Origin of the sequence: Amycolatopsis sp. NPDC101161 (assembly GCF_044768185.1) — a bacterium.
In the GTDB taxonomy this organism is placed as follows: Bacteria; Actinomycetota; Actinomycetes; order Mycobacteriales; family Pseudonocardiaceae; genus Amycolatopsis.
The window spans coordinates 784913-798388 of sequence record NZ_JBIWPI010000003.1 but is presented as its reverse complement, the minus strand read 5'-3'; the positions used below and the strand labels follow the sequence as shown (position 1 = coordinate 798388).

The following is a 13476-nucleotide window of genomic DNA, read 5'->3' as shown; positions in this document are numbered from 1 at the left end:
CCGGCCTTGTCCACCGAAGGGTGTTCCCTTTTGGGTTCTCCTGAGCGATAGTGGTCGAGTCTGTGTTTTACAACGTTGTAAACCTGTGCAGGAGGCGTGATGCGGCGGTCCTGGAGACGTACTCGAGCCTGGCTGGCCACGGCCGTACTCGCCGCCCAGCTCGGCTTCGCCGGCGTGGCGGGCGCGAGCGCGCCCGCGCCCAGTGGCGGGACCCACTTCCTCGACCACGCCGCCGCGCTCGCCGGCTACGCCGATCCTGCCTGGTACGAAGCGAACATCCCGTTCGTCGACCTGCCGGACGCGACGATGCAGAGCGTCTACTACTACCGGTGGCGGGTCTGGAAGGAGCACCTGCGCTACACCGACCCCGCCGACGGCTGGATCTCGACGGAGTTCCTCGACTGCTGCGGCTACGCGGCGCCCTACCAGGCGATCAACGCCGCCGCCGGGCACCAGCTGACCGAAGGGCGGTGGCTGCGCGACCCCGGCTACACCCAGGACTACCTCCGGTTCTGGCTCACCGGGCCCGGCGCCGGTCCCAAGCCGGCCACCGACGACGTCAACGCCGACACCACCGACTGGGCGCACGAGTACAGCGTCTGGCTGGCGACCTCCGCTTACGGGCAGGCGCAGGTGAGCGGGGACTTCGCGCCGCTGCGCACCTTGCTGCCCGACCTCGTGCGCCAGTACCGGGGCTGGGACAAGCAGTTCAACGCCGAGCTGGGCCTCTACTGGTCGGTGCCGGTCTGGGACGCCATGGAGTTCTCCGCGTCCTCCTACGAGTCGCCCGAGCCGTACCACGGCGGCGCCGGCTACCGTCCGACGCTGAACTCCTACCAGTACGGCGACGCCGTCGCGATCAGCCGGATCGCGGACTCCGTCGGCGACCACCGGCTCGCCGCCGAGTACGCCCAGCGCGCCGCCGAGCTGAAGGCTTCGCTGCAGAAGTGGCTGTGGGACCCGGCTCGCGGCTTCTACTACGCGATGCCCCGCGACGACAACCCGGCCCACCGGCTGTCCGGCAGCCGCGAGCAGATCGGCTTCCTCCCGTGGATGTTCGGCGCGGCCCAGCCGGCCGACAGCGCGGCGTGGTCCCAGCTGCTCGACCCCGCCGGGTTCGCGAGCGCCTATGGCCCGACCACGGCGGAGCGCCGCAGCCCGTTCTTCATGAAGGACGCCGGCGGCTGCTGCCGCTGGGACGGCCCGAGCTGGCCCTTCGCCACCTCGCAGACCTTGACCGGCATGGCGAACCTCTTGGACGAATACCCGGCTCAGACCGCGGTGTCCAAAGAGGACTACGCGGCGGCGCTGGCCACGTACGCCCGCACCCAGACCAAGAACGGGAAGCCGTACGTCGCCGAGGCGCACGACCCGGACCGCGACGCGTGGATCTACGACGGCCGTGACCACAGCGAGGACTACAACCACTCGACCTACACCGACCTGGTGCTGTCCGGCCTGCTGGGGCTGCGTCCGCAAACCGGTACCACGCTGGACGTCCGGCCGCTCACACCGTCCACATGGGACCACTTCGCCGCCGAGAACGTGCCGTACCACGGGCACGACGTGACCGTGCTGTGGGACCGCGACGGGAAGCACTACGGGCAGGGCGCCGGGATGCGGCTCTACGTCGACGGCCGGCTCGTCCAGCGCTCGGCGACGCTGCGGAACACCACCATCGACGTCGGCGCGACGCTGCTCCCCCGGTCCGACGACCTGGTGAACGACGCCGCGAACCCGTTGCGCACCGGCTATCCCCGGCCGATCACGTCCTACACCTGGACCTACGACAACGCGTGGAACGCCCTCGACGGCAAGGTCTGGTACAACGAGGTGCCGCAGAACACCCGCTGGACCAACTATTCGTCGCCGAACGCGAACGACTTCTACGGCGTCGATTTCGGTGCTCCCACCCCGGTTTCCGACATCCGCTGGCACGGGTACGACGACGGTGGCGGAGTCAGACCGGCCGCGGCGTACAGCCTGCAGTACTGGACCGGCTCGGCGTGGCAGGAGGTTCCCGGCCAGGTCCGCGCACCGGTGACGCCGGTGGGCAACGGCGTCAACCGCGTCACCTTCCCCACCTTGACGACGAGCAAGGTCCGGCTCGTGTTCACCAACCCGCCGGGGGCGTTCGTCGGGGTGACCGAATTCGAGTCCTGGACGCCGTCGAGCCCGGACGCCCGGATCGCCGTCGGGCCGGCCGACGGGGTCCTCACGGTCAAGGGGAGCACGCCGGTGGCCGTGACGGTGCGGAACACGACGCGGAGCCCGCTCATCGCCCCACGCGTGGCTGTCGCCGTGCCGGCCGGCTGGTCGGCCACGGCCACCGGGCAGTCCACCGCCGCGATCCCGCCCGGCGGGTCCCGGACGTGGACCTACACGCTGACGGCCCCGGCGGACGCCGAGCCGGGCAGCGCGGCGACGCTGATGGCAACGGCGTCCTACCGAGGTCCCGACGGCCCCGCATCCACGCATCAGCGCCGAAACGTCCAAGTCGCCCACGCGGCGGGCCAGCACGACCCGGTCGGCACGTGGCCGCTCGACGAGGGCGGCGGCACGATCGCCCACGACACCGCCGGATCGCACGACGCCACCTCGACCGGTACGTGGGTCCCCGGCGTGACCGGCACGGCGCTGCAGTTCGACGGCTCGGGCCAGTCCGCGCAGACGAGCGGACCGGTACTGGACACCACGGGCAACTATTCGGTCAGCGCCTGGGTCCGGCTGGACCGCACGGGTTCGTGGGCGACGGCGGTGAGCCAGGACGGCACCCCGAGCAGCGGGTTCTACCTGCAGTATTCGGCGGCCGACAACCGGTTGGCGTTCTCGACGAGTTCGGGGCGCGCGTTGTCGGACGCGGCGCCGCAGACCGGGCGCTGGTACCACCTGGTGGGCGTGCACGACGCCGACGCGGGGACGTACGTGCTGTATGTGGATGGTGTGGCACAGGCCAAGACCTGGAGTCAGCCTGTCGGGGATGCGGCGCCTGGGCCGCTCGCCATCGGCCGCGCGGTGTCCGGTGGGGGGCACAGTGATTTCTGGCCGGGCAGTGTCGATGATGTCGTGGTGTGGAACCGGGTGCTGACCGCGGGTGAGATCGCGGGGCGGTAGGCCGATTTGCCGCCCCGCTCGCCGCTGGTCGGCGGGCGGGGCGGCCACCTCGCCCGCCGCCGGGGCGGGGCGGAGTCAAGCCGCGGCGCCGACCCCGCGCCGCCGCCGAGTGGGCGGCTGCCAGCCAGTCGAGTCAAACCGCGGATCCGCCCCCGCGCCGGGCATCAGTCAGGCGCGCCGCCCGCACGCCACACCTGCCGTGTCCACTGTGGACTCAACTCGGCCCGCCCCCCCCACCGGCCACCCGCCACGACCCCGGTAGCGGCCACCCGCCCGGCCGGGACGCAGCGAAAGAGACTTCCGGGCAAACTTCGGTCACCCCTCGTCATCACCCGATGGTGTGGTGTTAACTGTCTGGGCAGACAGAGAGCGTTTCCCCGACCCGACCTCGGCGCGACGGCACGACGCCGTACCGGTTCGCCCGCCCCGCCCGGAAAGGCCGTCCTCGATGCGAGTGTCCGCCCCGCTGTCGTCCGGCCAGCAGCGCCTTTGGACCGTCTCCCAGCTCGACGGGGCCGGGCCGGCCTACAACGAGACCATGGCCTTCGCCCTGCGCGGCCCCTTGGACCGCGAAGCTCTGCAACGGGCCTTCGACGCCCTCGCCGACCGGCACGAAAGCCTGCGGACCCGGATCGTCGTCGAGGATGGCCGGCCGGTGCAAATCGTCGAACCCGCCGGTCACGGCTTTCCTTGCCCCGTCACGGACGTCGCCGGGCGGCCGGACGCGGCGGCCGGACTGCGGCGGAGCGACCCCTTCGCGCCGTTCGACCTGACGCGCGCGCCGCTGGCTCGGGCCCGGCTGCTGGCCGGGGCTGGGGCGCCGCCCCCCGACAGCCACGCTACCGGGGACCACCGACAGTTCCACGTCCTGCTGATCACCGTCCACCACGTCGTCTTCGACGGGTGGTCGCGCACCCTGCTGCTGCGTGAACTGGGCATCCTCTACGCCGCTCAATTGAGCGGTACCGCGCCGGAGCTGCCGCCCGCGCGGCCCTACCGGGAGCACTCGAACGCGCAGCAGGACTGGCTGGCCGGCTCCGGCCCGGCGCCGCACGAGGCGTACTGGCGCGAGCGGCTCGACGGGGTGCCGCCCGTGCTCGACCTGCCCGCCGACCGGCCGCGGCCGGCCCGGCAGGACTTCCGCGGCGCGCGGGTACCGATCTCCCTCGGCCCCGGCCTCACCGCGCGGCTGAAGGCGGTCGCGCGCGAGCACGGCGTCACCCTCTACTCCACCATTCTGACCTGCTGGTTCATCCTCCTGCACCGGCTTTCCGCGCAGGCTGACATCGTTGTCGGCGTCCCGACCGCCAACCGCGGCGCCGGCGGCGAGTACCCGGACACGCTCGGCTTCTTCGTCAACACCCTGGCCGTGCGCGCCGACCTGACCGGGTCCCCCACCGGTGCCGCGCTGCTCAAGCACGTCCGCGCGGTCTTACGCGGCGCGATCGACCACGTCGAGCTGCCCTTCGAGCGGGTCGTCGAGCTGGTGAACCCGCCGCGCAGCCCGGCGCACACGCCGCTGTTCCAGACGATGTTCGCCTGGGTGCCGACCATGCACGACGTCCTCGAGCTGCCGGGCGTCACCGTCGAATCCCTCGACGTCGAGCACGCGCCCGCGAAGTTCGACCTCGCGCTCGGTCTCGCCGACGAGGACGGCGACGTCGCCGGGCACCTCGACTACGCCGTCGCGCTCTTCGACCACGCCACCGCCGAGCGGTACGCCCGCTACCTCGTCCGGCTGCTGGACCAGCTGGCGACGCGGCCCGACGCGGGAATCGCGAGCTACGAGCTGCTGGACGACGCCGAACGCCGGGAGATCCTCACGGCCTGGAGCACCGGCCCGGCCCCGCGCCGGCGCCCCGGTGGCCTGGTCGAGCGGTTCACCACCCGCGCCGACACGACGCCGGACGCCGCCGCGCTCGTCTGCGACGGCAAGACCCTCACCTACGGCGAGCTGGACCGCCGCAGCACGAAGCTGGCGAACGCCCTCCGGACCCGCGGCGCCGGCCGGGGCCAGGTCGTGGCGGTCCTCAGTGGACGGTCGGCCGAACTGGTGGTCGCCGTGCTCGGCGTGCTGAAGACCGGCGCCGCCTACCTCCCGCTCGACCCGGCCCAGCCGGCCGCGCGCCGGGCCGCGATGGTCGAGGACGCGCGCCCGGTGCTGGTCCTCGGCGACGACGTCACGGCGCTGGAAGCCGACGGCGACGAGACCCGCCGACCGGTCCCGGCCGAGCGCGCGGACACGGCCTACGTGATCTACACGTCGGGGTCGACCGGTCGCCCGAAGGGGGTCGCGGTCACCCACCACAGCGTCCTCGCCCTGTTCGACCAGTGGCTCGACCGCTTCGGCGCGACCCCCGGCGAGGCGACGTCGGCGTGGTCGAGCATCGGCTTCGACGCGTCGGTGCACGAACTGCTGCTCCCGCTCACCACCGGCGCGGTGCTGCACGTCGTGCCCGAAGACGTCCGGCCGGATCCGGCGGCGCTGATGGCGTGGCTGCGGGAGCACCGCGTCGTCCAGGCGTTCCTGCCGCCCGCGTACGTCCGGTGGGTCGACGAAGACCCCGCGCGCCTCCAGGGGCTCGCGTTGCGGCAGCTGCTGACCGGCGTCGAACCGCTGCCGGAGGCCGCGCTCGCCCGGTTCGCCGCCGCCCTGCCCGGCCTGCGGATCTGCTTCGGCTACGGACCGACCGAAGCCACGCTCTACGCCACCGCCCACTTCGACCCGCAGCCGCGGGACCGGCCGGCGCCGATCGGGCGGCCGCTGCCCGGATCGCGGCTGTACCTCCTGGACGAGCGGCTCCGCCCGGTGCCGCCGGGTGTGGCGGGCGAGGTCTTCCTGGCCGGCGACTGCCTGGCCCGCGGGTACCTGCACCGGCCGGGGCTGACCGCCGAGCGGTTCGTGCCGGACCCGTTCGTGCCCGGCGAACGCATGTACCGGACCGGAGATCTGGCTCGGTGGCTGCCCGGCGGGGAAGCCGAATACGCGGGCCGCCGCGACGACCAGATCAAGCTGCGCGGGTTCCGGATCGAGCCCGCCGAGGTGACGGCCGCGCTGCTGGCCGTTCCCGGGGTGAAGGAAGCCGCCGTGCTGGTCGACCGCGAAGGCGAGCCGCGGCTCGTCGCCGGTGTCGCGGGTGGCGGCGGCCGGACCCCGCACGAGTGGCGCGCGGCGCTGGCCGACCGGCTGCCGGACTACATGATCCCGTCGGTGTTCGCCGAGTTCGAGCGGCTGCCCCTGAGCCGCAGCGGCAAGCTCGACCGCGACGCCGTGCTGGCGCGCGCTCGGACGAGCGCGCCGGCCGCGGTCAACACCACCGCCCCGCGCGACCACGTCGAGCTCGCGCTGCTGAAGATCTGGCGGGACCTGTTGCTGCACCCCGCGATCGGTGTCTCGGACGGCTTCTTCGACGTCGGCGGCACGTCGATCTCGGCGATCAAGCTGGCCCACGCCATCGGCACGGAGTTCGGCCGCGAGCTGCCGATCCGGGACGTCATCCTGCACCCGACCATCGAGGCGCAGGCCGCCCTGCTGCGCGCGGACCGCCCACCGGAGACCGGCAGCCTGATCGAGTTCCGCCGCGGCGACGGCGCGGCCCGCGTCGTCTGCGTGCACCCGGCGGGCGGCACGGCGTTCTGCTACCTGCCGCTCAGCGCCGCCCTGCCGGAGGAGGCCGGGGTGCTCGGGATCCAGTCCCCCGGGCTCAACGCCGGTGAGGAGCCGCTGCCCAGCGTCGAGGCGATGGCTGAGGAGTACCTGCGGCTCGTCGACCCGCGGCCGGACGAGACCTTGGTCCTTTGTGGACTGTCCTACGGCGGGCTGGTCGCCTACGAGATGGGACGCCGGCTCGCCGAGCGCGTCAGCGTCGTCCTGCTCGACACGAACGCCACCGACGACCCGGCCGCGAAGGCCGCGATCGAACCGGTGCCGGCGGCCGAGTTCCGCGAGAAACTGGTCCGCTTCAACGGGATGTACCCCGGGATCGAGGACGCGCAGATCGAGCGCTACCACCGCACGTACAACCACAACCGGCTGACCGCGCGCGAGTACGACCCCGGCGAGACCGCGGCGCGAGTCGTGTTCGTGCAGGCCGTCGGCGAGGACACGATCCCCGGCAGCGACGAGTTCTGGCGCCACCGCGCCCGCGGCGAATTCGAGGTGGTCCCCGCGGACTGCGGGCACTGGGACATGCTGGAAAGCGACGCGCTGCCGCTGGTCGCCAAGCTCATCGCGGCCGAGCTGGCGGCGCGATGACCTCGATCGCGCGCCGCATCCACGATCGCGCGCTGCGGCACCCGGACGCCCTCGCCGTGTCCGACGGAGACCGCCGGCTCACCTACGCCGAGCTGAACTCCGGTGCCGCGGCGGTCGCGGAATCGTTGGTGCGCAAGGGAGTCGGCCCCGGTGACGCGGTCGCCGTCGACCTGCCGCGTTCGGCGGAACTCATCCTCGTGATGCTGGGCGTGCTGCGCTTGGGCGCTCAGGTCGTGCCGCTGGACCGGCAAAGCCCGCCCGCGCGCCGCGACGTCATCCTCGCCGACGCGGGCGCGGTCGTCGTCTGCGACGAGCTGCCCGCCTCGACTCCGGCCGAGGCAGGGGTGCCCGCCGAGCCCGCGCCGGCGTCGTTCCTCTTCTCCACCTCCGGCACGACCGGACGCCCCAAGGGCGTCGAGGTGCGCGACGCCGGGATCCTGCGGCTGGCCGAACCCGGCTGGCTCGACATCGGCACGCGGTTCGCCTGCCTGGCCAACCCCGCCTTCGACGCGCTCAGCTTCGAGGTCTGGGTGCCGCTGCTCACCGGCGGCACCTGCGTGGTCCTCGACGACGACACCGTCCGCGACCCCCAGGCGTTCGCCGATGCCCTGGTCCGGGAACGCATCGACACGATGTTCGTGACCGCGACGCTGTTCAACGCGGTCGCCGAGACCGTGCCGGGCAGCTTCGCGACCGTGCGCCGGGTCGTCATCGGCGGCGAACAGCTCAACGCCCCGCTGATCCGCCGCTGGTACCGGGCCAACCCGGATTCGCCGACGCGGCTGCAGAACGGCTACGGCCCGACCGAGACGACGACGTTCGCGCTCAGCTACGCCATCCCGCGCGGCTTCGACGGCGACGTCGTGCCGATCGGCCGTCCGCTGCCGGGCACCGGCGCGGTCGCGGTGACGGCGGACGAACGCGTCGCCGCCGAAGGCGAAGTCGCCGAGCTGTACATCTCGGGCGCCGGCGTCGCGCTCGGCTACCGCGGCCTGCCCGCGGAGACCGGGCGGCGGTTCGTCCGGCTGCCGTGGCTGGACGAGGGCCGCGCGCGGTTCTACCGCACCGGCGACCTGGTCCGCGTGCTCCCGGGCGGCCGGTACGCCTACGTCGGGCGGACCGACCGGCAGGTCAAGGTTCGCGGGTTCCGGATCGAGCCGGGCGAGCTGGAGCAGCGGCTGCTCGCGCACCCGGAGGTCCGGCAGGTCCACGTCGCCGTGCGCCGCGCGGCCACCGCCGAGCTGCTCGCCTTCGTCGTGGCCGGCGACCTGTCCTTCGAGGCGTTCGAAGCGCACCTGGCCGAGACCGTGCCGGCGTACATGCGGCCGCACCACGTGTTCCGCCTCGACGAGCTGCCGCGGAACGCGAACGGGAAGGTCGACGAAGCCGCGCTGCTGGCCGGCGGGTTCTCGTCCTGGCGGCCGGACACCGGCGGCGACGCGACCCCGTGGGAGCGCGAAGTCCTGGCCGTCGTGGCGGAGACCCTCGACGTCCCGGACCTGCGTCCCGGCGACCGGTGGCTGCGGTCCGGGGGCGACTCGCTCAAGGCGCTGCGGCTGCGGTTCGCGATCCGGGAACGCTGGGGCGCGGACCTGCCGCCGTCGGTCGTGCAACGCGGGACCTTCGCCGATCTCGCCGCGGCGATCTCGGGGGCAGGGCGCGCGGCCTACCCGGAAGCGGGCGCCCCGACCACCGCGGCCACCGCACCCGCCACGAGTGAACAGCAGCGGCTTTGGCTGGTGCAGCAACGAAATCCCGCGTCCACGGCGTACCACGTGCCGCTCGCGTTCCGGATCACCGGCGCCCCCGACGTCGACGCCCTGCGCCGGGACGTGCGGGCGCTCGTGGAGCGGCACCCCGCGCTGCGGACGGCGTTCGAGGCCACCTCCGACGGCCTGCGGCAGGTGACGAAACCGGCGTACGACCCGTGGACCGAGCCCGGCGAGGACTTCTTCACCGCGCCCTTCGACCTCGCCTCGGGGCGGCTGCTGCGGGCGGCCTGGCGTCCCGACGGCACGTTCCTGCTGTGCCTGCACCACATCGCGGTCGACGGCTGGTCGCTCAACATCCTGTTCCGGGAGCTGTCCGGCGCCGCGCCGCGGGACGCGCACACGCCACTCGACTTCGCCGCCTGGCAGGCCCGCTGGTTCGCCTCTCCCGGCTACCGCGCCCAGCTGACCGAGCGGTCCGACGACGCCGAACCCCTCGGCGAGGCCTCTCTGGCCGGCCGGCTGCACACGACTCGCATCGACCGCGAGCGCGTCGACGAATGGGCCGCCGAGCTGGGTCTCACGCGGTTTCAGCTCCTGCTCGGCGTGTTCGCCTGGAGTCTCTACGCGGTGACCGGGCGGACCCGGCCCCGGATCGCCGCCCCGGTCGCGAACCGGCCGGTGCGGGAGTTCGAAGACAGCGTCGGGATGTTCGCCAACACCGTCCGGCTGCCGCTGACCGTCGACCCGGACGAAGACCTGGACACCCAGCTCCGCCGGCTCGGCGAAGCGTCCGGTGCGGCCCTGGACGGCCAGGACATCGCTTTCGCCGACCTCGATCCGGGGTACGCGGCCTTCGACTACCTGTTCGTCCTGGAGAACACCGACTTCGCGGCGCTGCGGCTCCCCGGCTGCACGGTCAGTCCACAGTGGATCGAAGCGGCCGAGGCCAAGTGCGCGCTCACGCTGTCGGTCGTGGAACGCCCCGACGGCTTCGACTGCCTGTGGGAGTACGGCGAAGGCCACTTCACCGAAGCCGAGGCGACGGCCCTCGGCGAAGTCTTCGACCGCGCCTTGCACGGCGACGCCCGGACTCCGGACCGCCGCGACCACGGCCGTGGGGCCGCCGCCGAACTGACGTGGGAAACCGTGGCCGAAGGCTTCGCGCGGCAGGTCGCACGGACCCCCGACGCCCCGGCGCTGACCGGCGACACGACGCTGACCTACGCCGAGCTGGACGCGCACGCGGCCCGGCTCGCGGCCACCCTGCCCGCCGACGCGACCGACATCGCGCTGTACTTCCGGCCGTCGGCCGAGCACGTCGTCGCGCTCCTCGCCCTGGCCCGGCTGAACATCACCGCCGTGGCCCTGGACCCCGCGTACCCGCCGGAGCTGCTGCGCGGCATGCTCGACCGGGTCCGGCCGCGGTGCGTCCTGCTCGCCCCGGGGGAAGCGTTCGAGACCGACGTCGAGCAGCGGTTCGTCACGCTTACCGAGGGACCGGTGCCGGACGTCCCGGCCCGGCACGCCGGACGGCCGCTCTACACGCTGTTCACCTCGGGCTCGACCGGCGTGCCCAAGGGCGTGCGCGTCCCCGACCGCACCCTGGCCAACCTGCTGCAGTGGCAGGACGCGCCGCCCGCGGCGACCCAGCAGTTCTCGATGCTGTCGTTCGACGTGTCGTTCCAGGAGATCTTCACGACGCTGTGCGGCGGCGGCCGGCTGCACCTGATCCGCCCGGAGTGGCGCCACGACGTCCCGGCGCTGCTGGCCCAGCTCGAAACGGCCGGGATCGAACGGATCTTCCTGCCGTACGTGGCTTTGCAGCTGCTGGCCGAGCACGGCGTCCGGCTCGGGCGGTACCCGTCGCGGCTGCGGGACGTCGTCACCGCCGGCGAGCAGCTCGTGTGCACGCCGGCGATCCGCCGCTGGTTCGCCGGGCTGCCCGGCGCGCGCCTGCACAACCACTACGGGCCGACCGAGACCCACGTCGTCAGCGCGTTGACCCTCGACGGCGATCCCGCGCGCTGGCCCGACCGGCCCGCGATCGGCCACCCGGTGGCGAACGCGGTCCTGCGGGTCGCCGACGCCGCGGGCGCGCCGCTGCCGCCCGGACAGGTGGGGGAGCTGCTCATCGGCGGGCTCGCGGCGAACCGCTGCTACCTCGGCGAAGCGGCTCCGGAGAAGTTCGCCGAGCTGCCGGAGCTGTACTACCGCAGCGGCGACCTCGCGCACTTCGACCGCGCCGGGGTGCTGCACTTCGACGGCCGCGCCGACCGGCAGGTCAAGCTCAGCGGACACCGGCTCGAGCTCGGGCAGGTCGAAGCCGCGCTGCTGCGCCACCCCGATGTCGTCAACGCGGTCGTCGCGGCCGAAGACGACCGGCTGACCGCGTTCCTGGAGTGCCGCCGGACGCCGTCGGCCGCGGAACTGGCCGATTTCCTGGTGCCGCTGCTGCCGCCGCACGCGCGCGTCGACCGCTTCCGCGTCGTCGACGCCCTGCCGCGCACGCCGAGCGGGAAGCTCGACCGGGACGCCGCCTCCCGCACCGCCGGGACGGACCTCCAGCGGACGGCTCCGCGTCCGTCGAGCGAACTGGCGGCGCTGTTCGAGGAGGTGACCGGCACGCCGATCGGTCCGGACGAAACGTTCTTCGCCGCCGGTGCCAGCTCGCTCTCGCTGATGCGGTTCCACCTGCGCTGCGCGGAAGCGGGCTACCGGTTCACCGCGGCCGACCTCTTCGAGCACGTCACCCTCCGGGACCTGACGCGGCACCTGGAGAGCGGCCCGGCCCCGGCTCGGGCTTCCGCCGCCGCAGTCGCCGACGAGCCGGTGGCGGTCGTCGGCATGGCGGTGCGGCTGCCCGGCGCGCGGGACCTGGCGGCGTTCTGGGACCTGGTCGTCTCGGGGCGTCGGGGGATCGAGGAGTTCCCGGCGGCCGAGGGCCTGGTCGGCGCGCGCAGCCTCCTGGACGACCCCCTGGCGTTCGACCCGGAGCACTTCGGGATCAGCCACCGCGACGCGGGCCTGATGGACCCGCAGCAGCGGCAGCTGCTGATGGCGTGCGTGGAAGCGCTGGCGCACGCCGGGATCACTTCGGGGGCCGGCGTCGGGCTGATCGCGGGCTGCGGCGAGAACACGTACTTCCAGCAGCTGCTGCGCGAAGGCGACCCGGCCGCGCTGCCGGACGGGTTCCAGCTGGCCCTGCACCACGAGAAGGACTTCCTGGCGACGAAGGTGGCGTACCACCTCGACCTCACCGGGCCCGCGCTGACGACCCAGACGGCGTGCTCGAGCTCGCTGGTCGCCGTCCACCAGGCCGCCGGGATGCTGCGCGGGGGCGAGGCGGAGGTGATGCTGGCGGGTGGGGTGCTCGTCGACGTCACCCTGGCCGAGGGGTACCGGTACCGGCCGCAGCACATCTTTTCGGCGGACGGGCACTGCCGCCCGTTCAGCGACGACGCCGGCGGCACGGTGGGCGGCAGCGGCGTCGGCGTGGTGGTGCTGAAGCCGCTTTCGGCGGCTCGCCGGGACGGCGACACGGTGTACGCGGTGGTCACGGGCTCGGCGCTGACCAACGACGGCGCGGTGAAGCAGGGCTACAGCGCCCCGTCCCCGGCGGGGCAGCGCGCGGCCATCCGGGCGGCGCTGCGCCGGGCCGGACGCACGGGTGCGGACGTCGGGTACGTGGAGACGCACGGAACGGGCACCCGCCTCGGCGACCCGATCGAGGTGGCGGCGCTGCGCGAGGCGATGCCGGAGTCGGCGGGCTGCGCGTTGTCGTCGGTGAAGAGCCAGCTCGGCCACCTCGGCGCGGCGGCGGGCGTGGTGGGGCTGATCCGCGCTTCGCTGGCGGTGCACCACGGCGTCCTCCCGCCGACGGTGGACTTCCGCGCCCCGAACCCGGCGGTGGAGTGGGGGCCGTTCCGGGTGCCGACGCGGGCGGAGCCGTGGCCGGCCGGACCACGGGTGGCCGGGGTGAGCAGCTTCGGCATCGGCGGGACGAACGCGCACGTGGTGCTGGAGTCGGTCCGCCCGGTGCCGCCGTCGCGCCCGGAGCCGGTGCGGTGCCTGGTGCTTTCGGCCCGCAGCGCGGCCGCGTTGCGGCGGGAAGCGGACCGGGTGGCTTCGTACCTGTCGGCCCACCCGGAGTCCTATGTGGACGTTCTCCGGCACCTGCAGTCGGGCCGGCCGGAGGCTCGCTGGCGCCTGGCGGCGCCTTGCGAGGACGCGGCGGCGGCAGTGGAGTGGCTCCGCACAGCCGAGCCGCAAGAGACTCCCAGCCCGGCCGGGGTCGTGGGTGGGGAAAAGGGGTTTTTACCGGTTTTTTAAGAACCACCCCCCCCGGCGGACCCCACGGCGGGTTTCGCGGGCGCGCGGGGGGGTGGGGGGGTGGGG

At 73.6% G+C, this 13476-nt stretch carries 3 protein-coding genes; all 3 read left to right on the top strand.

The genetic code is table 11. The features are described from left to right. The first annotated feature begins 99 nt into the window (after positions 1-99). The 3 genes from ACIRSS_RS25425 (at position 100) to ACIRSS_RS25415 (ending at position 13410) form a co-directional block, all read left to right on the top strand. Complete coding sequence (locus ACIRSS_RS25425) at positions 100-3114, top strand: MGH1-like glycoside hydrolase domain-containing protein (RefSeq protein ID WP_400899001.1); 3015 nt, start codon at positions 100-102, stop codon at positions 3112-3114. Between the two features lie 448 nt (positions 3115-3562). Beyond that, positions 3563-7369 (top strand): amino acid adenylation domain-containing protein, encoded by a 3807-nt coding sequence (locus ACIRSS_RS25420; protein WP_400898999.1) that lies wholly within the window; start codon positions 3563-3565, stop codon positions 7367-7369. Beyond that, positions 7366-13410 carry an AMP-binding protein gene (locus ACIRSS_RS25415; protein WP_400898998.1) on the top strand — a complete coding sequence of 2015 codons (6045 nt, stop codon included), beginning with the start codon at positions 7366-7368 and terminating at the stop codon, positions 13408-13410. Before ACIRSS_RS25420 ends, ACIRSS_RS25415 begins: the two co-directional genes overlap by 4 nt. Positions 13411-13476 lie beyond the last annotated feature (66 nt).

What these genes read in the sequence shown, in the direction of transcription:
- ACIRSS_RS25425 (WP_400899001.1), top strand. Translation starts at nt 100, where the DNA reads ATGCGGCGGTCCTGGAGACGTACTCGAGCCTGGCTGGCCACGGCCGTA.
- ACIRSS_RS25420 (WP_400898999.1), top strand. Translation starts at nt 3,563, where the DNA reads ATGCGAGTGTCCGCCCCGCTGTCGTCCGGCCAGCAGCGCCTTTGGACC.
- ACIRSS_RS25415 (WP_400898998.1), top strand. Translation starts at nt 7,366, where the DNA reads ATGACCTCGATCGCGCGCCGCATCCACGATCGCGCGCTGCGGCACCCG.